We start from the raw sequence: 26,158 nt of genomic DNA, 5'->3' as shown, positions 1-26,158 counted from the left end.
TTGCCCACCACCGCCCTGATTCGGAACCTGCCTCTTTGATGAGCCCACGGCTGTTAGCGTTTTTCCTGTTGGGGTTCCTGGGCCTGGGCGGTTGCGCCACCCTGGACCTGCCCCGGGTGCCCAGCGAGGTACTGCCGGCGGCGCAGTCCGCCTTCGGTCGTTCGATCCAGGCCCAGGCTGCGCCCTACCAGGGCCGCTCCGGGTTCCGCCTGCTGCCCAACAGCAGCGAAGCGTTCATGGCCCGCGCCGAATTGATCCGCAATGCCCAGGCCAGCCTCGACCTGCAGTACTACATCGTCCATGACGGCATCAGCACGCGCATGCTGGTGGACGAGCTGCTCACCGCGGCCGACCGTGGCGTGCGGGTTCGCATCCTGCTGGACGACACCACCAGCGACGGCCTGGACCAGATCATCGCCACCCTGGCCGCGCACCCGCAGATCCAGATCCGCCTGTTCAACCCGCTGCACCTGGGCCGCAGTACCGGGGTGACGCGGGCCATGGGGCGGCTGTTCAACCTGTCGCTGCAACACCGGCGCATGCACAACAAGCTGTGGCTGGCGGACAACAGCGTAGCGATTGTCGGCGGGCGCAACCTGGGGGATGAGTATTTCGATGCCGAGCCCAACCTGAACTTCACCGATATCGACATGCTCAGCGTGGGACCGGTGGCCGAACAACTGGGCCACAGCTTTGACCAGTACTGGAACAGTGCGCTGAGCAAACCGATCTCTGACTTTATCGCCAACGCCCCGTCCTCCCGCGACCTGGCCACGGCGCGCGGGTACCTGGAAACCTCCCTGGCCGAGTCCCGCCAACAGAACCACGCCCTGTATAACCGCCTGCGGACCTACAAGACCCAGCCGCGCATGGATATCTGGCGCCGGGAACTGATCTGGGCCTGGAACCAGGCACTGTGGGATGCGCCGAGCAAGGTCCTGGCCAGGGGCGATCCCGATCCACGGCTGCTGCTCACCACCCAACTGGCCCCGGAGCTCGAAGGGGTGCACCGCGAACTGATGATGATCTCGGCCTATTTCGTCCCCGGCCAGCACGGCCTGGCGTACCTGACCAGCCGGGCGGATGCGGGCGTGGCGGTGAGCCTCTTGACCAACGCCCTGGAAGCCACTGACGTACCGGCGGTACATGGCGGCTACGCGCCCTATCGCAAGGCGCTGCTGGAGCACGGGGTGAAGTTGTATGAACTGCGCCGCCAACCGGGCGACGGCGGCGGCGGCAGTGGCCCGCACCTGCTGGGCAGCCGCTCGTTGTATGGGTCCGATTCCAGCCTGCACAGCAAGGCGATGATCTTCGATCGGCAAAAATCGTTTATCGGCTCGTTCAACTCCGACCAGCGCTCGGTACTGTGGAACACCGAGGTCGGCGTACTGGTGGACAGCCCGGAACTGGCCGAGCATGTGCGCAACCTGGCCCTGCAAGGGATGGCGCCAGCCCTGAGCTATGAGGCGAAACTGCAGGATGGCCAGGTGGTATGGGTCACGGAGGATAACGGCCAGATACACACCCTGACCCGCGAGCCTGGCAGCTGGTGGCGCCGGTTCAATGCCTGGTTCGCCACCACCGTGGGCCTGGAGCGCATGCTCTAAGCACCACCAGCTCCCACAGCTTGGATGCCATTTCCAAGTCAGGCCGGTTGCTCAACGCCAAACGCCCCTTGGCGCAACAACAGAATCACCAGCCCCAAGGCCCCCACCGCCATCAGCAAGGGCAAGGCATGCCCGCTGATCCACTGGCTGCCCGCCCCCGCCACCAGTGGGCCGATCAGGCAACCAATCCCCCACAACTGCGCAATATGGGCATTGGCCCGCACCAGCGCATCGTCCCGGTAGCGCTCGCCGATCAGGATCAACGACAGGGTAAACAACCCCCCGGCGCTGGCACCGAACAGCACCCAGATCGGCCAGATCAGCCAGGTATCGAGTAATGGCGCAATGGCCAGGCTCGACAGCAGCAGCAACACGGCGCAACCGAGAAACAGGGTGCGCCTGGGCAGGTAGTCGGCCAGCGCGCCAATCGGCAATTGCAGCAAGGCATCGCCTACCACCACGGTGCTGACCATCGCCAGCGCCACCTCGGCGGTGAAGCCCTGTTGCAGGCAATACACCGGCAACAGCGTGAGGATCATCGCCTCGAACGCGGCAAACAGCGCCACCGCCCAGGCAATCGCCGGCAGGCCCCGGCAAAAGCCCCACAAGTCGCCGAAGGTCACGCTGAAGGCCTCCGCCGTCGGCGCCCCGCTGCGCCCCAGCAGCAGGAACGGCGCCACGAGCAACAGGCCGACGCCAACCCAGAAGCCATAGTCATGACCGGTGCCCAGCACGCCGAGCAATAACGGCCCCGACAGCTGGCTCAAGGCGTAGGTACAGCCATACAGCGCCACCAGCCGGCCCCGCCATTGCTCTACCACCAGTTGGTTGATCCAGCTTTCGCCGAGGATAAACACGATGGTCAGGATCACCCCGATCATCAACCGCAGCACCAGCCACACCGGGTAGCTGGGCCATACCGCGAGCAAACCGATGGAAACCGCCCCGGCCCACAGGCACAGGCGCATCAGGTTCGCCGTGCCCAGCCAGGAGGCCAGGCGACTGGACACCTTGGCGCCCAACAACACACCGAACGCCGGCATGGCCGCCATAAGGCCGATGGCAAAGTTGCCATAACCCCAACTTTCCAGGCGCAGGGACACCAGCGGCATGCTCACGCCCAGGGCGAGGCCGACGCTGAGTACCGAGGCCAGGACGGCGAAGTAAGTCGCCCAACGCATTGCCACGCTCCTGTGGATTATTTCCAGATCACACAAAACAGTGTGGGAGCGGGCTTGCTCGCGATTGCGCTGGGTCAGTCAATACATGTACCGACTGAAACTCCGCCATCGCGGGCAAGCCCGCTCCCACATTTGGATCTACTGCAGCTGGAGCCCGGGGTTACAGCTTGATCCAGGTCGCCTTCAGCTCGGTGTACTTGTCGAACGCATGCAGCGATTTGTCGCGACCGTTGCCCGACTGCTTGAACCCACCAAACGGTGCAGTCATGTCGCCGCCATCGTATTGGTTGACCCACACGCTACCGGCACGCAGGGCCTTGGCGGTCAGGTGCGCCTTGGAAATATCCGAGGTCCATACCGCAGCGGCCAGGCCATAAGGCGTGTCGTTGGCGATGGCCACGGCTTCTTCAGCGCTGTCGAAGGTCAGCACCGACAACACCGGGCCAAAGATCTCTTCCTGGGCAATCTTCATGGCGTTGGTCACGCCGTCGAAAATCGTCGGCTCGACGTAGGTGCCGCCGGTCTCCTGCAGGGTACGCTTGCCACCGGCCACCAGCTTGGCGCCATCGGCATGCCCGGCTTCGATGTACGACAGCACGGTGTTCATCTGCTGGGTATCCACCAACGCACCGACATTGGTCGCCGGGTCCAGCGGGTTGCCCGGCTTCCAGCCCTTGAGGGCCTCGATCACCATCGGCAGGAATTTGTCCTTGATCGAACGCTCCACCAGCAGGCGCGAGCCGGCAGTGCAGACTTCGCCCTGGTTGAAGGCGATGGCGCCCGCGGCGGATTCGGCAGCGGCTTGCAGGTCCGGGGCATCAGCAAACACGATGTTCGGGCTCTTGCCGCCCGCTTCCAGCCAGACGCGCTTCATGTTCGATTCGCCGGAGTAGATCATCAGTTGCTTGGCGATCTTGGTCGAACCGGTGAACACCAGGGTGTCGACGTCCATATGCAGCGCCAGGGCCTTGCCCACGGTGTGGCCGTAGCCCGGCAGCACGTTGAGCACGCCTTTGGGGATGCCGGCTTCAACGGCCAGGGCCGCGATGCGGATGGCCGTCAGCGGCGATTTTTCCGATGGCTTGAGCACGACCGAGTTACCGGTGGACAGCGCCGGCCCCAGCTTCCAGCAGGCCATCATCAGCGGGAAGTTCCACGGCACGATGGCCGCCACTACGCCGACGGGCTCGCGGGTCACCAGGCCCAGTTGGTCATGGGGGGTGGCGGCCACTTCATCGTAAATCTTGTCGATGGCCTCGCCGCTCCAGCTCAGGGCTTGCGCCGCGCCAGGGATGTCGATGCCCAGGGAATCGCCGATGGGCTTGCCCATGTCCAGGGTTTCGAGCAGGGCCAGTTCTTCGGCATTGGCCTTGAGCAGCGCGGCGAAGCGGATCATGGTGGCTTTGCGCTTGGCCGGGGCCAGGCGTGACCAGGCACCGGTGTTGAAGGTGGCGCGGGCGTTTTCCACAGCGCGCTGGGCGTCGGCGACGTCACAGCTGGCAACCGTGGCCAGCAGGCGGCCATCGACCGGGCTGAGGCATTCAAACGTGGCGCCGGAAACCGCGGCGGTGTATTCGCCATTAATGTAGGCGCGACCTTCGATCTTCAGGTCCTTGGCGCGTTGTTCCCAGTCGGCACGGGTCAGGGTGGTCATGCGAGTGTCCTCCTCTTATTAAATATAAGGGCCCGGCGTTATAACCGTTCCCTTCCAAATGCTTGCCCGACCAGCCAGCTATTCGGTCCGAGGCACCCGCCACCCTAAACCAGCCACAAGGGATGTTTCAATATATTTGACATAACGGCAGCAAACGCCCTTGCGATGTTCATTTTAATAAACATAGACTTTGGTTCTCCAACCCCAGGCCTAGACGGGATACGTGCATGAACATTCAGGATGTCGTCGATTTCAGCCAGGCGAACACCGCCGCCGAACGCTACCGCCCCGCCACAGAAAAAGTCCTCAAGGGCGACCCCCAGCAGACGCTCTACAACCACTACAACAGCCCGTGCGGCCAGATGAACGCCGGAGTGTGGGAAGGTGAAGTCGGGCAATGGAAGGTGAACTACACCGAACACGAGTACTGCGAGATCGTGCAGGGCGTTTCAGTGCTGCGCGATGCCGAGGGCAACGCCAAGACCTTGCGCGCCGGTGATCGCTTCGTCATCCCCGCCGGCTTCAGTGGCACCTGGGAGGTGCTGGAGCCGTGCCGCAAGATCTACGTGGTATTTGAAGAAAAGGCCTGATCGGTCGAACGCGACTTTTTCCAAGGCAAAAAAAACCCGCATCGTGAGATACGGGTTTTTTTCACAAGAAAGAAAACCAATTACTTGATTTTGCCTTCTTTGTAGATCACGTGCTTGCGAACGCGCGGGTCGAACATTTTCTTTTCGAGCTTGTCCGGGGTAGTACGCTTGTTCTTGTCGGTAGTGTAGAAGTGACCAGTACCGGCGCTAGAGATCATTCGAATCAATTCACGCATGATTTAGCTCCTTAGATTTTGCCGTCGCGGCGCAGTTCAGCGAGCACGACAGTGATGCCACGCTTGTCGATGATGCGCATGCCTTTGGCAGATACGCGCAGACGGACAAAACGTTTCTCTTCTTCAACCCAGAAGCGGTGATGCTGCAGGTTTGGCAGGAAACGACGACGGGTTTTGTTGTTTGCGTGGGAAATGTTATTCCCAGTCACCGGACCCTTACCGGTAACTTGACAGACTCTCGACATGCCTCAGCCCTCTAAAACCACATGCCCAACCCGGCATGGGTTGGCCGCTTAATCTCTCAGTCATTTGGCGCCAGGCGCCGCGTTTCTTTAAGGGTCTTACCGGCTACACCTACAGTGAAGGAACCGGGCCCCTAGAAAAGAGCGCTGCTTTATACCAGAAAGACCCATGCGCAACAACAGCCGGTGTGTTTTTCCCGCTGTAAATCTTGCCCAAACAGGGCGCAAGCACTGCCAGGGTGGGCCGCCGTGCTGGCGGACCGCTCGTCGCACCGAATGATTTATCGCCGCAGCCTGTAGGCCACAGGCGCCGGGCAAAATGACCTGAAGTGCCATCAAAACAGTATTTGCCCTAAATGCACAGGCAAAAATGGGCTAGTCATTTGTGAATCAGGCCACTACGGTAGGCGTTTTCCAGACTGCACTCGCAGATGGGCCTCCGATCTGCAAAGGAAACCGACCATGCGCTTCGCTGCCCTGCCGCTCTTGCTCACCCCGCTCTTCTTCACTTCGCTGGCCCAGGCGGCTTCCACGCTGAGCGTCTGCACCGAGGCCAGCCCCGAAGGGTTCGATGTGGTGCAATACAACTCGCTGACCACCACCAACGCCTCGGCGGATGTGCTGATGAACCGCCTGGTGGACTTCGACGCCGCGAGCGGCAAACTGGTGCCGAGCCTGGCCGACAGCTGGGACGTCTCGCCGGACGGCCTGACCTACACCTTTAAATTGCACCCGGACGTCAAATTCCACCGCACCGCGTATTTCAACCCAAGCCGCAGCCTCACCGCCGAAGACGTGCGCTTTAGCTTCGAGCGTATGCTCGACCCGGCCAACCCCTGGCACCAGGTCGCCCAGAGCGGCTTCCCCCACGCCCAGTCCCTGCAACTGCCGGCGCTGATCAAGAAGATCGACGCCCTGGACCCGCTGACCGTGCGCTTTACCCTGAACCACGCCGACTCCACGTTCCTCGCCGCACTGAGCATGGGCTTTGCCTCGATCTACCCGGCCGAATACGCAGGCAACCTGCTCAAGGCCGGCACCCCGGAAAAGCTCAACAGCCAACCCATCGGCACCGGACCGTTCGTTTTCGGGCGCTTCCAGAAAGATGCGGCCATTCGCTACAAGGCCAACCCGGACTATTTTGCCGGTAAACCTGCTGTGGATAACTTGATCTTTGCCATCACCCCGGACGCCAATGTGCGCCTGCAGAAACTGCGCCGCAATGAATGCCAGATCGCCTTGTCCCCCAAGCCTCTGGATATCGGCGAGGCGCAACAGGATCCTGCGCTCAAGGTGGAAAAAACCGCAGCCTTCATGACCGCCTTTGTGGCCATCAACAGCCAGCACCCGCCGCTGGACAAGCCGCAAGTGCGCCAGGCGATCAACCTGGCTTTCGACAAGGCCAGCTACCTCAAGGCCGTGTTTGAAGGCACCGCCGAAGCCGCCACCGGCCCCTACCCACCCAATACCTGGGGCTTTGCCAAGGAGTTGCCGGGTTATCCACAGGACCTCGCCAAGGCCAAGGGGCTGCTGGATCGCGCCGGACTCAAGGACGGTTTCAAGACCACTATCTGGACCCGGCCATCAGGTAGCCTGCTCAACCCCAACCCGAGCCTGGGCGCCCAGTTGTTGCAGGCCGACCTGGCCAAGGTCGGCATCCAGGCCGAGATCCGCGTGATCGAATGGGGCGAACTGATCCGCCGCGCCAAGGCGGGCGAGCACGACCTGCTGTTCATGGGCTGGGCCGGCGACAATGGCGACCCGGATAACTTCCTGACCCCGCAGTTTTCCTGCGCGGCGGTCAAGTCCGGCACCAACTTCGCCCGTTACTGCGACCCGGCGCTGGACAAGCTGATCAGTGCCGGCAAGACCACCCACGAGCAAGGCGTGCGCAGCAAGCTGTACCAGCAGGCGCAGGCGCAGATCCAGCAGCAGGCGCTGTGGTTGCCGCTGGCCCACCCGACGGCCTTTGCCCTGACGCGCAAGAATGTCGAGGGGTATCAGGTTAGTCCGTTTGGGCGGCAGGATTTTTCCAGGGTCGGTGTAAGGCCGTAAGCTGCTATATCCACCCATATTCGGCCATCGACAGCGGGTCTCCCTCGCCGACAATGATGTGGTCCAACACCCGCACATCCACCAGCTCCAGGGCCTTTTGCAGCACCTTGGTCAATTTTCGATCAGCGAGGCTGGGTTCGGCATTCCCGGAAGGGTGGTTGTGGCACAGGATCAATGCCGCCGCGTTGTAGTCCAGGGCGCGTTTGACCACATGTCGCGGATACACCGTGGCGTTGTCGATGGTGCCCTGGAACAGTGCCTCAAACCCCAGCACCCGGTGCCTTGAGTCGAGAAACAGGCAGCCGAATATCTCGTGGGGTTCATGGCGCAGCAGCGCCTTGAGGTAGTCACGCACGGCAATCGGGCTGTCCAGCACCGAATCGTGGCGCACCCGTTCGGCCAGGTGGCGCCGGCCCATTTCCAGCACGGCCTGCAACTGGGCGAACTTGGCCGGCCCCAGGCCCAGATGCTGGATAAACACCCCCTGCCGGGCCTCCAGCAGCGCACGCAGGCTGCCAAATTGCCCCAGCAGGTGGCGCGCCAGGTCCACCGCGCTTTTGCCCGAGACACCGGTACGCAGGAAAATCGCCAGCAACTCGGCATCCGAGAGACTCGCCGCCCCCAACTCCAAAAGCTTCTCCCGCGGACGCTCCGCCGCAGGCCAATTGCGAATACTCATGGCACCTCCGTGTGCATGTGCGCCGCTGTTGCATGGCGGACGCTGTGTTATCTTAGCCGCTCTTTTTTGCGCGCGATTTCACCTGGGGAGGGGGATCGCAACGCCATCACTGAACTGGAAAGGCAAACCAATGCAGCGTCTGTATCGGAAACGCATCGTTCTCGGCGTCGGCGGCGGCATTGCCGCCTACAAGAGCGCAGAGTTGGTTCGCAGGCTCCTGGACCAGGGCGCCGAAGTGCGCGTGGTCATGACCCGTGGCGGCAGTGAATTCATTACCCCGTTGACCATGCAGGCCCTGTCCGGCCACCCGGTGCACCTGGACCTGCTGGACCCGGCGGCCGAAGCCGCCATGGGCCATATCGAACTGGCCAAATGGGCCGACCTGGTGCTGATCGCCCCCGCCACCGCCGACCTTATCGCGCGCCTCGCCCAAGGCATTGCCGACGACCTGCTGACCACACTGGTGCTGGCCACCGACGCCACCGTCGCCATCGCCCCGGCAATGAACCAGGCCATGTGGCGCGACCCGGCCACCCAGGCCAACACCCAACTCCTGCAAAGCCGTGGCCTCAAGGTCTTCGGCCCGGCCTCCGGCAGCCAGGCCTGTGGCGATGTCGGCCTGGGCCGCATGCTCGAAGCCACCGACCTGGCGCTGTGCGCCGCCGAGTGTTTCCAGCACCTGGCCCTGACCGGCAAGCACGTACTGATTACGGCCGGCCCGACCCAGGAAAACATCGACCCGGTGCGCTACATCACCAACCATAGCTCAGGGAAAATGGGCTTTGCCCTGGCTGAAGCGGCGGTTGAGGCAGGCGCACGCGTGACCCTGATCACCGGCCCGGTGCATCTGCCGACCCCCGACCGGGTCACCCGCATCGACGTCGTCAGCGCCCGCGACATGCTCGCGGCCTGTGAGGCGGCGATTCCCTGCGATGTGTTTATCGCTTCGGCGGCGGTTGCAGACTACCGCCCGGAAGTGGTTGCGCCGCAAAAACTCAAGAAAGACCCTACAAGCGGTGACGGCCTGCTCCTGCAAATGGTGCGCAACCCGGACATTCTTGCCACCATCGCCAGCCGTGCGGATCGTCCGTTCAGCGTCGGCTTCGCCGCCGAAACCGAAAACCTGCTGGACTACGCCGCCCGCAAACTGAAAGACAAAAACCTCGACCTGATCGTTGCCAATGATGTCGCCAACCCAAGCATCGGCTTCAACAGCGAGGAAAACGCCTGCAGCGTGATTGACCGCGAGCTGCACGCCACCCTTTTCGCCCAGACCAGCAAGGGCAAGATTGCCCGCCAACTGATCTCTTTTATCGCCCAACGGCTGAACCAGGTTTAATGTCCATGCACGCTTTGCAAGCCAAGATCCTCGACCCCCGCCTCGGCAGCGAATTCCCATTGCCGGCCTACGCCACACCCGGCTCCGCCGGCCTGGACCTGCGCGCCATGCTCAAGCAGGACACCGTCCTTGAGCCGGGCCAGACCCTGCTGATCCCCACCGGCCTGTCGATCTACGTCGGCGACCCCGGCCTGGCCGCGCTGATCCTGCCGCGCTCGGGCCTGGGACACAAACACGGGATCGTGCTGGGCAACCTGGTGGGCCTGATCGACTCCGACTACCAGGGCGAACTGATGGTCTCGTGCTGGAACCGTGGCCAGACCGCCTTCAACATTGCCGTCGGCGAGCGTATCGCCCAACTGGTGCTGGTGCCGGTGGTGCAGGCGCATTTTGAACTGGTCACCGAGTTCGACGAAACCCAGCGCGGCGCGGGCGGTTTCGGGCATTCCGGCAGCCACTGACTACGCTCAGGCATGCCGGGCCCTGCGTCCGGCATGCCCCGATGGCATTTTCGCACCACGAACTCTAGGGCAAAAACGCCGTCTTACCCTTCAGTTTGAACCTGCCGGTCGCCACATTCAGGCCTGTCCGCCCCGTATCGATGGAGTTTCCCCAGTGATGAGCAACGCAGCCCCAGTCGCACCGACGTTTCCCGACAGCATTTTCCGCGCCTACGACATCCGTGGTGTCGTCCCGAAAACCCTGACCGCCGAAACCGCCTACTGGATCGGCCGTGCCATCGGTTCGCAAAGCCTGGCCCAGGGCGAGCCCCACGTGTCGGTGGGGCGTGACGGTCGCCTGTCCGGCCCCGAACTGGTGGAGCGCCTGATCCAGGGCCTGGCCGACAGTGGCTGCCATGTCAGCGACGTCGGCCTGGTGCCGACCCCGGCGCTGTACTACGCGGCCAACGTACTGGCCGGCAAATCCGGCGTGATGCTCACCGGCAGCCACAACCCATCGGACTACAACGGCTTCAAGATCGTGATCGCTGGCGACACCCTGGCCAACGAACAGATCCAGGCCCTGCACACGCGCCTGAAAACCAATGACCTGACCAGCGGCCAGGGCAGCATCACCCAGGTCGATATCCTCCAGCGCTATTCGGACGAAATCACCCGCGACGTCAAGCTCGCGCGGCGCCTGAAAGTCGTGGTGGACTGCGGCAACGGCGCCGCCGGCGTGATCGCCCCGCAATTGCTCCAAGCCTTGAACTGCGAAGTGATCCCGCTGTTCTGCGAGGTCGACGGCAACTTCCCCAACCATCACCCCGACCCGGGCAAGCCTGAAAACCTGGTGGACCTGATCGCCAAGGTCGCCGAAGTGGGCGCCGATCTGGGCCTGGCCTTCGACGGCGACGGCGACCGCGTGGGCGTGGTGACCAACACCGGCAGCATCGTGTTCCCGGACCGCCTGCTGATGCTGTTCGCCCGCGACGTGGTGGCGCGCAACCCGGGCGCCGAGATCATCTTCGACGTCAAATGCACCCGACGCCTGACGCCGTTGATCAAGGAATACGGCGGCCGCCCACTGATGTGGAAGACCGGCCACTCGTTGATCAAAAAGAAAATGAAAGAAACCGGCGCCCTGCTGGCCGGCGAAATGAGCGGCCATGTGTTCTTCAAGGAGCGCTGGTTCGGTTTTGACGACGGCATCTACAGCGCCGCCCGCCTGCTGGAAATCCTCAGCAAGGAGCAATCCAGTGCCGAGGAGCTGTTCGAGACCTTCCCGAACGATATTTCGACGCCGGAAATCAATATCCATGTGACCGAAGAGAGCAAATTCAGCATCATTGACGCATTGCACGATGCGCAATGGGGGGCAGGCGCCAACCTGACCACCATTGATGGTGTGCGAGTCGACTATGCCGAAGGCTGGGGCCTGGTTCGCGCGTCCAACACCACGCCGGTGCTGGTCCTGCGTTTCGAGGCGGATACCGAGGCCGAGCTGCAGCGCATCAAGGACGTGTTCCACGCCCAGTTGAAACGTGTTGCCCCTGATCTCCAACTACCGTTCTGATTATTTGCCCCGGAGCCCTGAATGACCCTCGAACGCGACGCCGCCGCCAACACCGCCAAGGTCCTTTCCGAAGCGCTGCCTTACATTCGACGCTACGTCGGCAAGACGCTGGTGATCAAGTACGGCGGCAATGCCATGGAAAGCGACGAGCTGAAAACCGGCTTTGCCCGCGATATCGTGCTGATGAAAGCCGTCGGGATCAACCCGGTGGTGGTGCACGGCGGCGGCCCGCAGATCGGTGACCTGCTCAAGCGCCTGTCCATCGAGAGTCATTTTATCGACGGCATGCGCGTCACCGATGCGCAGACCATGGACGTGGTGGAGATGGTCCTTGGCGGCCAGGTGAACAAAGACATCGTCAACCTGATCAACCGCCACGGCGGCAGCGCCATCGGCCTGACCGGCAAGGACGCCGAGCTGATCCGGGCGAAGAAACTCACCGTGACCCGCAAGACCCCGGAGATGACCCAGCCGGAAATCATCGACATTGGCCAGGTGGGCGAAGTGATCGGCATCAACACCGATTTGCTCAACCTGCTGGTCAAGGGCGACTTCATCCCGGTGATCGCGCCGATCGGCGTGGGGGCCAATGGCGAGTCCTACAACATCAACGCCGACCTGGTGGCCGGCAAGGTGGCCGAGGCCCTGAAGGCCGAGAAGCTGATGCTGCTGACCAACATCGCCGGCCTGATGGACAAGGAAGGCAAGGTCCTGACCGGCCTGACCACCCAGCAGGTCGACGACCTGATCGCCGACGGCACCATCTACGGCGGCATGCTGCCGAAGATCCGCTGCGCACTGGAAGCCGTGCAGGGCGGCGTAGGCAGCTCGCTGATCATCGATGGCCGGGTGCCCAATGCGGTGCTGCTGGAGATCTTCACCGATACCGGCATGGGTACGTTGATCAGCAACCGCAAGCGTCCTTAACAAACAACGCCACAACAACCCCCGCAAACCCTGGCTCGTTGCCAGGGGCGCGGGGTTTTTTATGCCTGCGGCGGCAAGGTCGCGTCGAGCGCCAGCAAAGGGAGATTGCGCACCTGAAGCCTTGCCGGCCCACCCATGAATGGCAGGGGCTCGTCGCTCGCGGTAGTCTTGTTTCCATAGATAAGAGGATCGAACTGTGGATCTGAATGCCGTAAACATGTTTGTCAGCGTGGTGCAAGCCGGAAGCTTGTCAGCTGCGGCCGACCGCCTGGGGGTGCCGCTGCCTACACTGAGTCGGCGCGTACGCGAACTGGAGCGGCAGTTAAAGGTGCAGTTGCTGGAGCGCTCCGTCCGCGGCACCCGGCTCACCGACGCTGGGACACGCCTGTACGAACATGCCAGCCGCGGCGTCGAAGCCCTGGCCGAGGGCGAACAAGCCGTCATAAGCGACCAGGCACAACTCAAAGGACGCCTAAGGCTATCGCTGCCCCCCGCGTTCGAGCCGTGGTGGGAATTGCTGGCGGCCTTCCAGCGGCGCTACCCCGATATCCGCGTGCACGCCTACACCACCGAGCGACGGGTCGACCTGGTGGAGGATGGCATTGACGTGGCATTGCGCGTGGGCACCATCACCCACGAAACCATGGTGGCGCGACAAGTGCTGAGCTATCGCCACGTACTCGTGGCCAGCCCGTTACTGGTTGAACGATTGGGGATGCCTGATACACCCGAGGCCCTGTACCGGTTTCCCTGTGCAACCTGGAGCACGGGAGCCACCAGCGGGATATGGCGCCTGGGTGGGCAGGTGTTGGAGCCCAAGGCGCTGCTGACCACCAATGACTACGCGCACCTGCGAAGTCGTGCACTGGCGGGGGAAGCCGTCACCGAATTGCCGCCGTTTCTTGCCGCCAAAGCCATTGGCGAGGGGCGGTTGGTCAAACTGTTGCCGGAGCATCCGATGCCAGAACAGCAGATCAACCTGCTTTATCCCTCACATCGTCATCCCTCGGCGATCGTGCGGGCTTACCTGGATTTTTGCCAGAAACATATCACGCAGCTGATGGATACCTAGGCATCGGCTTGTACAGCCCGCGCAACGGGCTGCACAACCGCCCCCATCAGACGCCGAACTGCTCGCGATAGGCCTTGACTGCCGGCAGATGCTGCTTGAGCGCCGGATCATCTTCCAGGAACTGCAACACCTGGCTCAGCGACACGATGCTCACCACGGGAATCCCGAAGTCACGCTCCACTTCCTGGATTGCCGACAATTCACCGTTGCCGCGCTCCTGGCGGTTCAACGCGATCAGCACGCCAGCGGCCTTGGCGCCGTCCTGGGACGCAATGATCTGCATCACTTCACGAATCGCGGTGCCGGCGGTGATCACGTCATCGATGATCAGCACATCGCCGGTCAGCGGCGCGCCGACCAGGCTGCCGCCTTCGCCGTGGGCCTTGGCTTCCTTGCGGTTGAAGCACCATGGCAGATCCCGCCCGTGATGTTCCGCCAGGGCCACGGCAGTGGCGGCGGCCAACGGGATGCCTTTGTAGGCCGGGCCAAACAGCACGTCGAAGGCAATACCGCTTTCAACGATGGCTGCCGCGTAGAAACGACCCAGTTGTGCCAGGGCAGAACCCGAGTTGAACAGGCCGGCATTGAAGAAGTATGGGCTGGTACGCCCGGACTTGAGGGTGAACTCACCGAAGCGCAAAACCCCGCGATCGATGGCAAAACGAATGAAATCGCGTTGATACGCCTGCATGAAAAAAGCCTCAGATACCACGGATTTAGCTAAATAGGTAGACGGCGTGTATCATACACGCACGCGATTTTTGGGGCCATTTATGCGGATCATCAGTGTGAACGTTAATGGTATTCAGGCTGCAGTCGAGCGTGGTTTGCTCAGTTGGCTGCAAGCCCAGAATGCCGACGTCATCTGCCTGCAGGACACCCGCGCCTCCGCCTTTGAACTGGACGACCCAGCCTTCCAACTGGATGGCTACTTCCTTTATGCCTGTGATGCCGAAGTCCCCGCCCAAGGTGGCGTGGCTCTGTACTCACGGTTGCAACCCAAGGCGGTCATCAGCGGCCTCGGCTTCGAGACAGCCGATCGCTACGGGCGCTACCTGCAAGCCGATTTCGACAAAGTCAGTATTGCTACCTTGTTGCTCCCTTCGGGGATGAACGGCGACGAAGACTTGAACCAGAAGTTCAAGCTAATGGACGATTTCGCCCGTTATCTGGATAAACAGCGGCGCAAACGTCGCGAGTACATTTATTGTGGCTCGTTGTACGTGGCGCAACAGAAGCTGGATATCAAGAACTGGCGCGACAGCCAGCAATCCCCGGGTTTCCTGGCGCCGGAACGGGCCTGGATGGACGAGATTGTCGGCAACATGGGTTATGTAGATGCCCTGCGTGAAGTCAGCCGCGAAGGCGACCAGTACAGCTGGTGGCCGGACAACGAACAGGCCGAGATGCTCAACCTGGGCTGGCGTTTTGACTACCAGTTGCTGACCCCCGGCCTGCGCCGGTTTGTCCGCAGCGCACGCTTGCCGCGTCAACCGCGCTTCTCGCAACACGCGCCGTTGATCGTGGACTACGACTGGACCTTGACCATCTGAGGTCAATATCCAGGTACAAAAAAACCGACATCACTGTCGGTTTTTTTGTGGGCGATCATTATTTGATCAATCGCCAGGTGAGCGGGTAACGGTAGGCAATGCCTTTGTTGGCCTTGATCCCGCCGATGATGGTCAACACCAGCGCGGCAATCACCAACACCACCATCAGCAGGAAGCCAATCACCACGAACCCCAGGACAAAACAGACCAGCCAGGCAATGGCCACGGTCAGCTGGAAGTTCAGCGCTTCCTTGCCCTGGTCATCGATCAGCGGGTCCATGTCCTTCTTCACCTGCCATAGGATCAACGGCCCCAGCACACTGCCAAAGGGGAACACCAGGCCCAGGAACGCCGCAAAGTGACAGAGCATGGCCCACTGGCGCACTTCCTTGTTCTGGGCTGACACGGGAAGCTGGTTGTCACTCATGGCGTTGCTCCTTGAGGTCGGTTTCAGTCAGCCAGTGCGGCGTTCTGCAGATCGAAGATTTCGCTCATGCCTTTCTGGGCCAGGGCCAGCATGGCGTTCAGGTCTGCCGGCTGGAATGGCGCGCCTTCGGCGGTGCCCTGCACTTCGATGAACCCACCGGTGCTGGTCATGACCACGTTCAGGTCGGTCTCGGCCGCCGAGTCTTCCAGGTAGTCCAGGTCCAGCACCGGCTCGCCCTGATACATGCCCACCGATACGGCGGCAATCATCTGCTTGAGCGGGTCGCCGCCTTTCAGGCCACCGCGTTTCTTGATCACTTTCAGCGCATCGACCAGCGCCACCATGGCGCCGGTGATGGAGGCGGTGCGGGTGCCGCCGTCGGCCTGGATCACATCGCAGTCGACGTACAGGGTCACATCACCCAGCTTGGACATGTCCAGCGCCGCGCGCAGGGAACGGCCGATCAGGCGCTGGATCTCCAGGGTGCGACCGCCCTGCTTGCCACGGCTGGCTTCACGCTGGTTACGCTCGCCGGTGGCGCGCGGCAACATGCCGTATTCGGCGGTCAACCAGCCCTGGCCCTGCCCCTTGAGGAAACGCGGCACGCCGTTTTCGACGCTGACGGTGCAGATGACCTTGGTATCGCCAAACTCGACCAGTACAGATCCCTCGGCGTGTTTGGTGTAGTTGCGGGTGATGCGGATCGAGCGGAGCTGATCGGCAGCGCGACCACTTGGACGTTTCATAGGGGATACCTGTACTGAGGACGAAAAACTGCCGAGCATTATAGAGCCGCAGGCCGCTTCTCGGCACTGCTAATAAATTCGGTAACGAATGGACAAGCCCTGGCACCCTTTGTCACAGCCCGCATTTGGGGGCGCCCGCCCCGTTGCGCTACAATCCTGCGCCTTCGCAGCCAGTCGGCTTCAATCTACCCACCAGCCCGCCCGTTTGCGGGACTGTATCGCGAGGTACCCCCATGGTGCACAGCATGACCGCCTTCGCCCGCGTCGAAAAAGCCGGGGCCCAGGGCACCCTGAGCTGGGAATTGCGCTCGGTCAACAGCCGCTACCTGGAGCCGCACCTGCGCTTGCCCGAGTCCTTTCGCGACCTGGAGGGCGCCGTACGCGAAGCCCTGCGCGCCGGTATCTCCCGCGGCAAACTGGAGTGCACCCTGCGCTTTACCGAGGAAACCACCGGCAAGCCGCTGCAGGTTGACCGCGAGCGCGCCGCGCAACTGGTCGCCGCCGCCGAGACCATCGCCAGCCTGATCAAGCAGCCAGCGGCCCTGAACCCGCTGGAAGTGTTGGCCTGGCCTGGCGTGCTGGTGGCCGACGCCACTGACCCGCAGGCGCTGAATGCCGAGGCCCTGGCCCTGTTCAACCAGGGCCTCAAGGAGCTCAAGGCCGGCCGCGAGCGCGAAGGCGCCGAGCTGGCCCGGCTGATCAACGAGCGCCTGAACGCCATCGAGGCCGACGTCGTGACCCTGCGCGAGCTGGTGCCGCAAATGCTGGCCACCCAGCGCCAGAAAGTCCTCGACCGCTTCGCCGACATGAAGACCGACCTCGATCCGCTGCGCCTGGAACAAGAAATGGTCCTGCTCGCGCAAAAAAGCGACGTCGCCGAAGAACTCGACCGCCTGAGCACCCACATCCTGGAAGTGCGCCGCGTGCTCAAGTCGGCGGGTGCCGCTGGTCGGCGCCTGGACTTCCTGATGCAGGAACTCAACCGCGAAGCCAATACACTGGGCTCCAAAGCCTTCGACCCGCGCAGCACCACGGCTGCGGTCAACCTCAAAGTGTTGATCGAGCAAATGCGCGAACAAGTACAGAATATTGAGTAAGGCAACTCCCATGACCCACAGCACCGGCACCCTGTACATCATTTCCGCACCCTCGGGCGCGGGCAAAAGCAGCCTGGTCAAGGCCCTGACCGACACCAACCCGCAAATCCGCGTCTCGGTCTCCCACACCACCCGCGCCATGCGCCCCGGTGAGGTGAACGGCGTGAACTATCACTTCGTCGAGCGCAGCGAGTTCGTGAAGATGATCGAACACGGCGACTTCCTGGAGCGCGCCGAGGTGTTCGGCAACCTCTATGGCACGTCCCAGAGCCATTTGCAGCAGACCCTCGACGAAGGTCACGACCTGATCCTGGAAATCGACTGGCAGGGCGCCGAACAGGTACGCCGATTGATGCCCAAGGCACGCTCGGTCTTCATCCTGCCGCCGTCCCTGGAGGCCTTGCACCAGCGCCTGACCAACCGCGGCCAGGACAGCGACGAGATCATCGACGGGCGCATGCGCGAAGCGGTCAGCGAAATGAGCCACTATGTGGACTATGACTATCTGATCATCAACGACGATTTTGCCCACGCCCTGGACGACCTGAAGGCGATTTTCCGCGCCAATCAGCTCCAGCAAAAGCGCCAACAGCAGCGTTTTGGCAAATTGTTGGCCGAACTGCTCGGTTGAATGGCTCTTCCCAAAACCGCTGCAAGGGCCTTACATTGGCCCTTGTAGCGTGTTTGCCGGGGCCTGCGGAAAATCAGCGCTTCCCTAAACGCTGGTGATTTTTTAAACTGTTGAGTCCGCTCGCCCAACCGGGCAGCGCGCATCTTGCATTCGCTCCGAGGAATACCATGGCCCGCGTAACCGTTGAAGACTGCCTAGAACACGTGGATAACCGCTTTGAGCTGGTCATGCTCTCTACCAAGCGTGCCCGTCAATTGGCCACTGGCGGCAAAGAGCCACTGCTCAATTGGGAAAATGACAAGCCTACCGTGATGGCCCTGCGCGAAATCGCGGCCGGCGTGATGAGCTATGACTACATTGCCAGCGCTGAAATCGTTGAAGACGAACCGCTGTTTGCAGCGTTCGAGGACGAGTCCAACGAGGCCGTCTAAGCCTATGCCTGGTCGACGTAGCACGGCGCGGGGTCACAGCCTTCGGCAGGAGTTAATACCTTGCCGAGCATAGACGCCCTCGCCGATCGCTTATCGACCTACCTCGGCACCGACCAGGTCAACCTGGTCCGCCGAGCGTATTTCTACGCCGAACAAGCCCACGACGGCCAACGCCGCCGCAGCGGCGAGGCGTATGTCACCCATCCTCTTGCGGTGGCCAATATTCTTGCCGACATGCACATGGACCATCAGAGCCTGATGGCCGCGATGCTGCATGACGTGATCGAAGACACCGGCATTGCCAAGGAAGCGCTCAGCGCGCAATTTGGCGAAACCGTGGCCGACCTGGTCGACGGGGTCAGCAAGCTGACCCAGATGAACTTCGAGACCAAGGCCGAGGCCCAGGCGGAAAACTTCCAGAAAATGGCCATGGCCATGGCCCGGGATATCCGGGTGATCCTGGTCAAGCTGGCCGACCGGCTGCACAACATGCGCACGCTGGAAGTGCTGTCCGGTGAAAAACGCCGGCGCATCGCCAAGGAAACCCTGGAAATCTACGCGCCCATTGCCAACCGGCTGGGCATGCATGCCATTCGTATCGAATTCGAGGACCTTGGCTTCAAGGCGATGCACCCGATGCGCTCGGCGCGCATCTACCAGGCGGTCAAGCGCGCCCGGGGCAATCGCAAGGAAATCGTCAACAAGATCGAAGAATCCCTGAGCCATTGCCTGGCAATCGACGAGATTGAAGGCGAGGTCAGCGGCCGGCAGAAGCATATCTACGGCATCTACAAGAAGATGCGCGGCAAGCGCCGGGCCTTCAACGAGATCATGGACGTGTATGCGTTCCGAATCATCGTCGACAAGGTCGATACCTGCTACCGCGTGCTGGGCGCTGTACACAATTTGTACAAACCCCTGCCAGGCCGCTTCAAAGACTACATTGCCATTCCCAAGGCCAACGGCTATCAGTCGCTGCATACCACGCTGTTCGGTATGCATGGGGTGCCGATCGAGATCCAGATCCGCACCCGGGAAATGGAAGAGATGGCCAATAACGGCATCGCCGCCCACTGGCTGTACAAATCCAGTGGCGACGAGCAGCCCAAAGGCACCCATGCCCGCGCCCGCCAATGGGTCAAGGGCGTGCTGGAAATGCAGCAACGTGCCGGCAACTCCCTGGAATTTATCGAAAGCGTGAAGATCGACCTGTTCCCGGACGAGGTCTACGTGTTCACGCCCAAAGGCCGGATCATGGAGCTGCCCAAGGGCTCTACGGCGGTCGACTTTGCCTACGCGGTGCACACCGACGTCGGCAACAGCTGCATCGCCTGCCGGATCAACCGTCGCCTGGCCCCGCTGTCGGAGCCGCTGCAAAGCGGCTCCACCGTGGAGATCGTCAGCGCCCCGGGGGCCCGACCGAATCCGGCCTGGCTCAACTTCGTGGTCACCGGCAAGGCCCGCACCCATATCCGTCATGCCCTGAAGCTGCAACGCCGCTCCGAGTCCATCAGCCTGGGCGAACGCCTGCTGAACAAGGTGCTCAACGGTTTCGACAGCTCCCTGGAGAAAATTCCCAGCGAGCGCGTCCAGGCCATACTCCTTGAGTACCGCCAGGAAGCCATCGAGGACTTGCTCGAAGATATCGGCCTGGGCAACCGCATGGCCTACGTGGTCGCCCGCCGCCTGCTCGGCGAAGGCGAGCAACTGCCGAGCCCTGAAGGCCCGCTGGCCATTCGCGGCACCGAAGGCCTGGTCCTGAGCTACGCCAAATGCTGCACGCCGATCCCGGGCGACCCGATTGTCGGGCACCTGTCCGCCGGCAAAGGCATGGTGGTGCACCTGGACAACTGCCGCAATATCAGCGAAATCCGCCACAACCCGGAAAAATGCATCCAGCTGTCCTGGGCCAAGGATGTGACCGGCGAATTCAATGTCGAGCTGCGGGTCGAGCTGGAGCACCAGCGTGGCCTGATCGCCCTGCTGGCCAGCAGTGTCAACGCCGCCGACGGCAATATCGAAAAAATCAGCATGGACGAGCGCGATGGTCGCATCAGCGTGGTTCAACTGGTGGTCAGCGTACACGACCGTGTACACCTGGCCCGCGTGATCAAGAAACTGCGTGCCCTGACCGGGGTTATCCGCATCACTCGCATGCGCGCATAACGCCCTCCCTATAGCCCGGACATTACAAGGAGTCATTCATGACCAAGACTGTTATCACCAGCGACAAGGCACCTGCCGCCATCGGTACTTATTCCCAGGCGATCAAGGCGGGCAACACCGTCTACATGTCCGGCCAGATCCCCCTGGACCCAAAGACCATGGAACTGGTTGAAGGCTTTGAAGCCCAGACCGTGCAAGTCTTTGAAAACCTCAAGTCGGTAGCCGAAGCCGCGGGCGGTTCGTTCAAGGACATCGTCAAGCTGAACATCTTCCTTACCGACCTGAGCCACTTCGCCAAGGTCAACGAGATCATGGGCAAGTACTTTGAACAGCCCTACCCAGCCCGCGCCGCCATTGGCGTTGCCGCCCTGCCAAAGGGTTCGCAGGTTGAGATGGACGCGATTCTGGTCATCGAGTAATACATTCGGCGCAACCCCACGGGTTGCGCCGACTTCGTTTTAAAAGGATTTCGTAATGCGCAAAGCGCTCGTTGCCTCCACGCTGCTCGCCCTGCTCCTCGGCGGCTGCGCCAGCAATCCTGCCGCCCGGGATGTGAGCGGCACCTGGATCAACCAGGTCGCCATCGATGCGGCCTCCAAGGGCGGTCCTTTGCGTGAGGCCCTGCAGGCTTATGGCCCGAACCTCGAATGGGAGGTCAACACCCGGGCCAACCAGGCGCGCTACTTCAATGGCTTCGAGCGCCCTGAAGGCAAGTTGGCCGGCGAAAAGTCCGGCACCTGGAACGTTGATTTCTACGGCAGTTCGACCACCGAGCTCAAGCGCAAGGGCAGGCAGCTGCTGCAAGTGGCCAACGACAACGAGCCCGAACAGCTCTTTGGCCGCCCCAAGGACCCTGCCCCCGAAGGTGCGCCTCTGGGTGCCAACTTTGAACGGACGCTGTACTCGGCCTATATGGGCGGCAGCTGGAAAATCACCAGCGGCAGTGGCCAGGGCGCGACCGTACAGTTCCAGGCCAACGGCCAAGTCACCGGCCTGCCCGGCGCCGACCAGTATTCACTGTGCCTGGCGGGCGACTGCGCCTCCATGAGCGGTGGCTACGACAGCATCTGGTTGCAACAAGGCGGCCAGGGCAACCCATGGATCTTCAGCCGCAATGGCAAGCAACTGGAGATTTTCCAGGCGATCAATACGTCCCAGGCCGACGAAGTGCCTTCGTTTACCCCCGGGCCGCGCCAGTGGTTGCTGGAAAAGCAGTGATACAGAACAAAGGAGCTTACGGGCTCCTTTTTTGTGAGTTGCACTCCTTTGCCTCGGACTACTCCATGCTCAAACCATTGCTCATTGGCCTGGCCTTGCTGGGCGGTTGCACCCAAGTGTCGCAACCCGCCGACATCAGTGGGATCTGGATCAACCAGGCCGCCATCGAAACCGCCGCCCAGGGCCGGCCGCTGCTCAAAAGCCTGCAGGCCAACGGCAATAATCTGGAGTGGCATGTCGACACCCGCACAGGCCAAGCTCATGCCAGCAGTGCCTTTGAGGTCGATGAAGGCCAACTACTGCCAAAAGCACCCAATGCCTGGACCGTCGACCACAACGGCTACAGCCGTGACGAACTGCACCTTAATGATCAGCAACTGCTCCAATTGCCTCGCAAGGATCTTCCCGGCCAAGTGTTCCAACGCCCCCATCCACCCGCTCTGGCGGGCGCGCAATGGGGCAGTACATTCCGGCAGGAGCTGAACTCAGCCTATCTGGGTGGCCTATGGAAAATCCTCGAAGGCCAGGGCGCCGGCGGCACCGTAGTGTTCAATGCGGATGGCAACCTGTCGGGCCTGGGGAAGAATGACCGCTACGAGCTGTGCCTGGGCGGGGATTGCGCCACTCAGGGCGCCGGCAATGACACCCTGTATCTGGGCAAAGGCGATGTGGGAGACAGCTGGATTTTCGTACGCTACGGCAAAACGCTGGGAATCTTCCAGGCGATCAACCATTCCCGGCCAGACGAAATACCTCAGTTGAGCCCCGGGCCGCGCCAGTGGTTGCTGGAAAAACAGTAACCTAAATGTGGGAGCGGGCTTGCTCGCGATAGCGGTGGGTCAGTCGACAGATCTGCTCCCTGACATCCCGCTATCGCGAGCAAGCCCGTTCCCACATTTTTGACCGCGTTTCAGCCCTTGAGGATCGCGGCATAGCCTTCGCGATAACTCGGATAGGTTGGTGTCCACCCCAGCGCCCTGGCCCGCGCATTGCTGCACTGCTTGCTGCCGGAGCGCCGCACACTGGCGTCTTCGGCCCACTCGGTCACCCCGAGGTATTCACGCAGCCAGCCCACGACTTCAGCCAGCGGTGCCGGCGCATCATCGACGCCGATATAGACCTTGTCCAACACACCGCCCTGCTCCACATGCAGCAACAAAAAGGCTAGCAGCCCCGCGGCATCATCGACATGGATACGGTTGCCATATAAAGGTGGCTCGACCGCCACGCGATAGCCCTGGCGCACCTGGCTCAACAACCACTCACGCCCAGGCCCGTAGATACCGGTCAAGCGCACGGTCGTGGCCGGGATACTGCTGTCGAAAGCCACTTGCTCGGCTTCCAGCATCACCTGCCCGGAATAGCCAATGGCCTGGGTAGGCGACGTCTCATCGACCCATTCGCCGTTTTGCTGCCCATAGACGCTGCTGCTGGACACAAATAGCAACTGCTTGGGCTGCTGGCCGTAGTCATCGAGCCACTCCAACACATGTTGCAAACCTTCGACATAGGCTTTGCGATAGCCCGCTTCGTCATGATCGGTGGCGGCTGCGCAGTACACCAGGTAGTCCACGCCGCCGATCGGCCAGGTGTCGGGGCAGTCCTTTTTGAACAGGTCGCCGGCAATCCCGATCACCCCTTGCGGCAGGCGCGAGACATTGCGTCGCAGGCCATGCACCTCCCATCCGGCAGCCAGCAATTGACTTGCCAGCCGACTACCTACATCACCACAACCGGCAATCACCACAGAAGGCGCAGACATCACAAAACTCCGTTCTCAAAGGTCTAGATTAGCCCTCGCAGGTGACCAGCGGCCAGAAAAAGCACAAATAAAGTTACTGTATTACTTCTGTTAACAAGAATTACTTGCAATAATAACCGCCCATTTGTCCTCGACCCTCTCGCGGTCTGGCAGGACAAGCCCTTATTTTTTCCTCTCAGGTCCGGCCAGCATGACACGCAATAACCTCCCCGCTTCGCCAACCAAGCCTCACAGCCCGTCCCGCGTCTGGCGCGCGATCACTGCGTTGCTGTTCAGCGTCCTGCTGGCTCCGACCGCCGCATTCGCCGATGCCACGGCACCGGCCACCCCGCCTGCCGCTACGGCCCCAGCCGCTGCCGCACCTGAGCAAGCCGGCGCAGTACCAGGCGCTCAGGCGGCCGTACCTGCCGCCACCGACCCGGCCGCTGCCGAGGGCGTAGCCCCGACAGATGAAACCGGCCTGGTCCTGGAAGAAGACAACACCCTGGGCATGGCCCACGACCTGTCGCCGTGGGGCATGTACCAGAACGCCGACATCATCGTGAAGATCGTGATGATCGGCCTGGCCATCGCCTCGATCATCACCTGGACCATCTGGATCGCCAAAGGCTTTGAGCTGCTGGGCGCCAAACGCCGCCTGCGCACTGAAATCACCAACCTGAAAAAAGCCACCACCCTCAAGGAAGCCAGCGAAAGCGCGGCCATCAAGGGCACCCTGGCGCACCTGCTGGTACACGACGCGCTGGAAGAAATGCGCCTGTCGGCCAACACCCGGGAAAAGGAAGGCATCAAGGAGCGTGTGAGCTTCCGCCTGGAACGCCTGGTAGCAGCCTGCGGCCGCAACATGAGCAGCGGCACCGGCGTGCTGGCAACCATCGGTTCCACCGCACCATTCGTCGGCCTGTTCGGCACCGTGTGGGGCATCATGAACAGCTTCATCGGCATCGCCAAGACCCAGACCACCAACCTCGCCGTGGTTGCTCCCGGCATCGCCGAAGCCCTGCTGGCAACCGCCCTGGGCCTGGTCGCCGCGATTCCGGCGGTGGTGATCTACAACGTGTTCGCCCGTTCGATCGCCGGCTACAAGGCCCAGGTGTCGGATGCTTCGGCAGAAGTCCTGCTGCTGGTCAGCCGTGACCTCGATCACCTGCCTACCGAGCGCAGCTCGCAACCGCACATGGTGAAAGTGGGGTAATCGGCCATGGGCCTGCATTTGAATCAAGGCGACGACGAGCTCGTCGAGAACCACGAAATCAACGTCACGCCGTTTATCGACGTGATGCTGGTTCTGCTGATCATCTTCATGGTGGCAGCCCCCCTGGCCACGGTGGACATCAAGGTCGACCTCCCCGCCTCCAGCGCGAAACCCGCGCCCCGGCCGGAGAAACCGGTGTTCCTCAGCGTCAAGGCTGACCAGCGTCTGTTCTTGGGCGAAGAAGAAGTCAAATCCGAAACCCTCGGTGCGGTGCTCGATGCCCGCACCCAGGGCAAGAAAGACACGACGATCTTCTTCCAGGCCGACAAGGGCGTGGACTATGGCGACCTGATGAGCGTGATGGATGCCCTGCGGGCAGCCGGCTACCTCAAGGTCGGCTTGGTCGGACTTGAGACGGCAGCCAAGAAATGATCACGACGCGCCACAAACTGACGCGTTATGGCACCAGCCTCGCCGTCGTGCTGGGCGTCCACGCCGTCGCGATCATCCTCGCGCTCCAGTGGTCGGCGCCACAGATGGTGCAGTTGCCACCGGCTGCCATGGTCATCGACCTGGCGCCGATGCCGGCACCACCGCCTCCGGCCCCGCCGAAGGTGGTGACGCCTCCGCAACCGCCGGCACCGGTGGAAGAGTTGCCCTTGCCGAAACTGGCCGAAGCACCCAAACCCACGATTTCCGTGCCCAAGCCGGTCAAGCCAAAACCCAAGCCGCAGCCGCCCAAGCCTGAGAAAAAGGTCGAGCCGCCCAAGGAGAAACCTTCCGAGGACCCGCCGAGCGAAACCCCTCAGAACAACGCGCCTTCGGAAAAGTCCGCGCAGCCGCAACCCGGCCCGTCGCCGGCGCAGGTCGCGGCCAAGGCCACCTGGGAAAGCACGCTGCTCGGCCACCTGGCGAAGTACAAGAAATACCCGCCAGGCGCCCAGGCCCGTGGCAAGGAAGGCTTGAACCGCTTGCGGTTCGTGGTGGATGCCGAAGGCAAGGTGCTGTCCTATGAGCTGGTGGGCCGCTCCGGCAACGCCGACCTGGACCGCGCCACCCTGGAGATGATCCGTCGGGCCCAGCCGCTGCCCAAGCCACCGGCCGATATGTTGAAAAACGGCAGCATCGAAATCGTTGCGCCGTTTGTCTACAACATCGAGAAGCGCCGCCGCTGATCCCTGTAGGAGCGGGCTTGTGTGGGAGCGGGCTTGCCCGCGATAACGTTGTAACAGTCAACATCCACAGTGACTGACACACCGCCATCGCGAGCAAGCCCACCCCCACACACAAAGCTGCCAACGCCATTAAGCAAAATCCCCCGCACAAACCCCTCA

Annotated in this window: 27 protein-coding genes and 1 pseudogene; 19 read left to right on the top strand and 9 right to left on the bottom strand. The window is 62.0% G+C overall.

Annotated features, from left to right (window positions below; genetic code table 11):
* The first annotated feature begins 38 nt into the window (after positions 1-38).
* Positions 39-1,607 carry a phospholipase D family protein gene (locus tag AO268_RS14770; protein ID WP_076963426.1) on the top strand — a complete coding sequence of 523 codons (1,569 nt, stop codon included), beginning with the start codon at positions 39-41 and terminating at the stop codon, positions 1,605-1,607.
* A 38-nt stretch (positions 1,608-1,645) separates the two neighbouring features.
* On the opposite strand, the gene AO268_RS14765 is transcribed toward AO268_RS14770, so the two are convergent.
* A complete protein-coding gene (locus AO268_RS14765) occupies positions 1,646-2,788 on the bottom strand; it encodes an MFS transporter (RefSeq protein WP_076963427.1) in 1,143 nt (380 codons plus the stop codon).
* A gap of 160 nt (positions 2,789-2,948) precedes the next feature.
* Positions 2,949-4,442, bottom strand: a complete 1,494-nt coding sequence (locus AO268_RS14760; protein WP_076963428.1) for an aldehyde dehydrogenase — start codon at positions 4,440-4,442, stop codon at positions 2,949-2,951.
* A gap of 227 nt (positions 4,443-4,669) precedes the next feature.
* Here AO268_RS14760 and AO268_RS14755 point away from each other — a divergent pair, with 227 nt between their 5' ends.
* Positions 4,670-5,032, top strand: coding sequence for a cupin domain-containing protein (locus AO268_RS14755; protein ID WP_099169082.1), 363 nt, complete (start codon positions 4,670-4,672; stop codon positions 5,030-5,032).
* 80 nt (positions 5,033-5,112) lie between these two features.
* Here AO268_RS14755 and rpmG read toward each other — a convergent pair whose 3' ends face one another.
* Together rpmG and rpmB are read right to left on the bottom strand one after the other, a co-directional pair.
* A complete protein-coding gene (gene rpmG / locus AO268_RS14750; RefSeq protein WP_003176906.1) occupies positions 5,113-5,268 on the bottom strand; it encodes a 50S ribosomal protein L33 in 156 nt (51 codons plus the stop codon).
* A gap of 11 nt (positions 5,269-5,279) precedes the next feature.
* Positions 5,280-5,513, bottom strand: coding sequence for a 50S ribosomal protein L28 (gene rpmB / locus AO268_RS14745; RefSeq protein WP_007920377.1), 234 nt, complete (start codon positions 5,511-5,513; stop codon positions 5,280-5,282).
* Positions 5,514-5,972: 459 nt separating this feature from the next.
* Here rpmB and AO268_RS14740 point away from each other — a divergent pair, with 459 nt between their 5' ends.
* Complete coding sequence (locus AO268_RS14740; RefSeq protein WP_076963430.1) at positions 5,973-7,565, top strand: ABC transporter substrate-binding protein; 1,593 nt, start codon at positions 5,973-5,975, stop codon at positions 7,563-7,565.
* Between the two features lie 4 nt (positions 7,566-7,569).
* On the opposite strand, the gene radC is transcribed toward AO268_RS14740, so the two are convergent.
* On the bottom strand, positions 7,570-8,244 hold the full coding sequence (gene radC / locus AO268_RS14735) for a RadC family protein (protein WP_076963431.1): 675 nt from the start codon (positions 8,242-8,244) through the stop codon (positions 7,570-7,572).
* Between the two features lie 130 nt (positions 8,245-8,374).
* Here radC and coaBC point away from each other — a divergent pair, with 130 nt between their 5' ends.
* From coaBC to AO268_RS14710, 5 genes and pseudogenes are all read left to right on the top strand, one after another.
* On the top strand, positions 8,375-9,583 hold the full coding sequence (coaBC, locus tag AO268_RS14730; RefSeq protein ID WP_076963432.1) for a bifunctional phosphopantothenoylcysteine decarboxylase/phosphopantothenate--cysteine ligase CoaBC: 1,209 nt from the start codon (positions 8,375-8,377) through the stop codon (positions 9,581-9,583).
* Between the two features lie 5 nt (positions 9,584-9,588).
* On the top strand, positions 9,589-10,044 hold the full coding sequence (gene dut, locus AO268_RS14725) for a dUTP diphosphatase (protein WP_076963475.1): 456 nt from the start codon (positions 9,589-9,591) through the stop codon (positions 10,042-10,044).
* Between the two features lie 148 nt (positions 10,045-10,192).
* Positions 10,193-11,599: pseudogene (locus AO268_RS14720) on the top strand (phosphomannomutase/phosphoglucomutase); the annotation flags it as partial.
* Between the two features lie 21 nt (positions 11,600-11,620).
* Positions 11,621-12,526, top strand: coding sequence for an acetylglutamate kinase (gene argB, locus AO268_RS14715; RefSeq protein WP_076963434.1), 906 nt, complete (start codon positions 11,621-11,623; stop codon positions 12,524-12,526).
* A gap of 196 nt (positions 12,527-12,722) precedes the next feature.
* Entirely contained in the window at positions 12,723-13,598 is an 876-nt protein-coding gene (locus AO268_RS14710) for a LysR family transcriptional regulator (RefSeq protein ID WP_076963435.1), read from the top strand.
* A 46-nt stretch (positions 13,599-13,644) separates the two neighbouring features.
* On the opposite strand, the gene pyrE is transcribed toward AO268_RS14710, so the two are convergent.
* Positions 13,645-14,289, bottom strand: coding sequence for an orotate phosphoribosyltransferase (gene pyrE, locus AO268_RS14705; RefSeq protein WP_076963436.1), 645 nt, complete (start codon positions 14,287-14,289; stop codon positions 13,645-13,647).
* Positions 14,290-14,371: 82 nt separating this feature from the next.
* Here pyrE and AO268_RS14700 point away from each other — a divergent pair, with 82 nt between their 5' ends.
* Positions 14,372-15,151, top strand: a complete 780-nt coding sequence (locus AO268_RS14700) for an exodeoxyribonuclease III (RefSeq protein WP_029289816.1) — start codon at positions 14,372-14,374, stop codon at positions 15,149-15,151.
* A gap of 58 nt (positions 15,152-15,209) precedes the next feature.
* On the opposite strand, the gene AO268_RS14695 is transcribed toward AO268_RS14700, so the two are convergent.
* A complete protein-coding gene (locus AO268_RS14695; protein WP_076963437.1) occupies positions 15,210-15,578 on the bottom strand; it encodes a DUF4870 domain-containing protein in 369 nt (122 codons plus the stop codon).
* Positions 15,579-15,601: 23 nt separating this feature from the next.
* The gene (gene rph, locus AO268_RS14690) at positions 15,602-16,324 is read right to left on the bottom strand and encodes a ribonuclease PH (RefSeq protein ID WP_076963438.1); all 723 of its coding nucleotides are present in this window, start codon (positions 16,322-16,324) and stop codon (positions 15,602-15,604) included.
* 233 nt (positions 16,325-16,557) lie between these two features.
* On the opposite strand from rph, the gene AO268_RS14685 reads away from it, so the two are divergent.
* From AO268_RS14685 to AO268_RS14655, 7 genes are all read left to right on the top strand, one after another.
* Positions 16,558-17,421 (top strand): YicC/YloC family endoribonuclease, encoded by an 864-nt coding sequence (locus AO268_RS14685; RefSeq protein ID WP_099169080.1) that lies wholly within the window; start codon positions 16,558-16,560, stop codon positions 17,419-17,421.
* A gap of 10 nt (positions 17,422-17,431) precedes the next feature.
* On the top strand, positions 17,432-18,052 hold the full coding sequence (gene gmk / locus AO268_RS14680; RefSeq protein WP_076963440.1) for a guanylate kinase: 621 nt from the start codon (positions 17,432-17,434) through the stop codon (positions 18,050-18,052).
* Positions 18,053-18,219: 167 nt separating this feature from the next.
* On the top strand, positions 18,220-18,483 hold the full coding sequence (gene rpoZ / locus AO268_RS14675) for a DNA-directed RNA polymerase subunit omega (RefSeq protein WP_032856811.1): 264 nt from the start codon (positions 18,220-18,222) through the stop codon (positions 18,481-18,483).
* A gap of 60 nt (positions 18,484-18,543) precedes the next feature.
* Positions 18,544-20,649 (top strand): bifunctional GTP diphosphokinase/guanosine-3',5'-bis pyrophosphate 3'-pyrophosphohydrolase, encoded by a 2,106-nt coding sequence (spoT, locus tag AO268_RS14670; RefSeq protein ID WP_076963441.1) that lies wholly within the window; start codon positions 18,544-18,546, stop codon positions 20,647-20,649.
* A 38-nt stretch (positions 20,650-20,687) separates the two neighbouring features.
* Positions 20,688-21,068 carry a RidA family protein gene (locus AO268_RS14665; protein ID WP_025130815.1) on the top strand — a complete coding sequence of 127 codons (381 nt, stop codon included), beginning with the start codon at positions 20,688-20,690 and terminating at the stop codon, positions 21,066-21,068.
* 55 nt (positions 21,069-21,123) lie between these two features.
* Positions 21,124-21,867: a hypothetical protein gene (locus AO268_RS14660; protein ID WP_099169078.1), complete on the top strand. Its 744-nt coding sequence runs from the start codon at positions 21,124-21,126 to the stop codon at positions 21,865-21,867.
* Positions 21,868-21,932: 65 nt separating this feature from the next.
* Complete coding sequence (locus AO268_RS14655; RefSeq protein WP_076963476.1) at positions 21,933-22,667, top strand: hypothetical protein; 735 nt, start codon at positions 21,933-21,935, stop codon at positions 22,665-22,667.
* A gap of 110 nt (positions 22,668-22,777) precedes the next feature.
* Here AO268_RS14655 and AO268_RS14650 read toward each other — a convergent pair whose 3' ends face one another.
* Positions 22,778-23,629 (bottom strand): NAD-dependent epimerase/dehydratase family protein, encoded by an 852-nt coding sequence (locus AO268_RS14650; protein WP_099169076.1) that lies wholly within the window; start codon positions 23,627-23,629, stop codon positions 22,778-22,780.
* A gap of 190 nt (positions 23,630-23,819) precedes the next feature.
* Here AO268_RS14650 and exbB point away from each other — a divergent pair, with 190 nt between their 5' ends.
* From exbB to AO268_RS14635, 3 genes are read left to right on the top strand one after another with little or no spacing between them, the layout of a single operon-like run.
* Positions 23,820-24,824 (top strand): tonB-system energizer ExbB, encoded by a 1,005-nt coding sequence (gene exbB / locus AO268_RS14645; RefSeq protein ID WP_099169074.1) that lies wholly within the window; start codon positions 23,820-23,822, stop codon positions 24,822-24,824.
* Between the two features lie 6 nt (positions 24,825-24,830).
* Positions 24,831-25,256, top strand: a complete 426-nt coding sequence (gene exbD, locus AO268_RS14640; protein WP_029289838.1) for a TonB system transport protein ExbD — start codon at positions 24,831-24,833, stop codon at positions 25,254-25,256.
* Positions 25,253-25,999 (top strand): TonB family protein, encoded by a 747-nt coding sequence (locus AO268_RS14635; protein ID WP_076963445.1) that lies wholly within the window; start codon positions 25,253-25,255, stop codon positions 25,997-25,999. Before exbD ends, AO268_RS14635 begins: the two co-directional genes overlap by 4 nt.
* The last annotated feature ends 159 nt before the right edge of the window (positions 26,000-26,158 follow it).

Source organism: Pseudomonas sp. ICMP 8385 (genome assembly GCF_002699915.1).
GTDB lineage: Bacteria > Pseudomonadota > Gammaproteobacteria > Pseudomonadales > Pseudomonadaceae > Aquipseudomonas > Aquipseudomonas gessardii.
This window is presented reverse-complemented; position numbering and strand designations above follow the sequence as displayed.

Coding starts and splice junctions, on each gene's coding strand:
- AO268_RS14760 (WP_076963428.1), bottom strand. CDS start 4,442: ATGACCACCCTGACCCGTGCCGACTGGGAACAACGCGCCAAGGACCTG.
- rpmG (WP_003176906.1), bottom strand. CDS start 5,268: ATGCGTGAATTGATTCGAATGATCTCTAGCGCCGGTACTGGTCACTTC.
- AO268_RS14635 (WP_076963445.1), top strand. CDS start 25,253: ATGATCACGACGCGCCACAAACTGACGCGTTATGGCACCAGCCTCGCC.
- exbB (WP_099169074.1), top strand. CDS start 23,820: ATGACACGCAATAACCTCCCCGCTTCGCCAACCAAGCCTCACAGCCCG.
- AO268_RS14695 (WP_076963437.1), bottom strand. CDS start 15,578: ATGAGTGACAACCAGCTTCCCGTGTCAGCCCAGAACAAGGAAGTGCGC.
- coaBC (WP_076963432.1), top strand. CDS start 8,375: ATGCAGCGTCTGTATCGGAAACGCATCGTTCTCGGCGTCGGCGGCGGC.
- AO268_RS14765 (WP_076963427.1), bottom strand. CDS start 2,788: ATGCGTTGGGCGACTTACTTCGCCGTCCTGGCCTCGGTACTCAGCGTC.
- rpmB (WP_007920377.1), bottom strand. CDS start 5,513: ATGTCGAGAGTCTGTCAAGTTACCGGTAAGGGTCCGGTGACTGGGAAT.
- rpoZ (WP_032856811.1), top strand. CDS start 18,220: ATGGCCCGCGTAACCGTTGAAGACTGCCTAGAACACGTGGATAACCGC.
- AO268_RS14755 (WP_099169082.1), top strand. CDS start 4,670: ATGAACATTCAGGATGTCGTCGATTTCAGCCAGGCGAACACCGCCGCC.
- radC (WP_076963431.1), bottom strand. CDS start 8,244: ATGAGTATTCGCAATTGGCCTGCGGCGGAGCGTCCGCGGGAGAAGCTT.
- AO268_RS14770 (WP_076963426.1), top strand. CDS start 39: ATGAGCCCACGGCTGTTAGCGTTTTTCCTGTTGGGGTTCCTGGGCCTG.
- AO268_RS14650 (WP_099169076.1), bottom strand. CDS start 23,629: ATGTCTGCGCCTTCTGTGGTGATTGCCGGTTGTGGTGATGTAGGTAGT.
- exbD (WP_029289838.1), top strand. CDS start 24,831: ATGGGCCTGCATTTGAATCAAGGCGACGACGAGCTCGTCGAGAACCAC.
- AO268_RS14685 (WP_099169080.1), top strand. CDS start 16,558: ATGGTGCACAGCATGACCGCCTTCGCCCGCGTCGAAAAAGCCGGGGCC.
- AO268_RS14700 (WP_029289816.1), top strand. CDS start 14,372: ATGCGGATCATCAGTGTGAACGTTAATGGTATTCAGGCTGCAGTCGAG.
- AO268_RS14740 (WP_076963430.1), top strand. CDS start 5,973: ATGCGCTTCGCTGCCCTGCCGCTCTTGCTCACCCCGCTCTTCTTCACT.
- AO268_RS14655 (WP_076963476.1), top strand. CDS start 21,933: ATGCTCAAACCATTGCTCATTGGCCTGGCCTTGCTGGGCGGTTGCACC.
- gmk (WP_076963440.1), top strand. CDS start 17,432: ATGACCCACAGCACCGGCACCCTGTACATCATTTCCGCACCCTCGGGC.
- dut (WP_076963475.1), top strand. CDS start 9,589: ATGCACGCTTTGCAAGCCAAGATCCTCGACCCCCGCCTCGGCAGCGAA.
- argB (WP_076963434.1), top strand. CDS start 11,621: ATGACCCTCGAACGCGACGCCGCCGCCAACACCGCCAAGGTCCTTTCC.
- AO268_RS14665 (WP_025130815.1), top strand. CDS start 20,688: ATGACCAAGACTGTTATCACCAGCGACAAGGCACCTGCCGCCATCGGT.
- AO268_RS14660 (WP_099169078.1), top strand. CDS start 21,124: ATGCGCAAAGCGCTCGTTGCCTCCACGCTGCTCGCCCTGCTCCTCGGC.
- rph (WP_076963438.1), bottom strand. CDS start 16,324: ATGAAACGTCCAAGTGGTCGCGCTGCCGATCAGCTCCGCTCGATCCGC.
- pyrE (WP_076963436.1), bottom strand. CDS start 14,289: ATGCAGGCGTATCAACGCGATTTCATTCGTTTTGCCATCGATCGCGGG.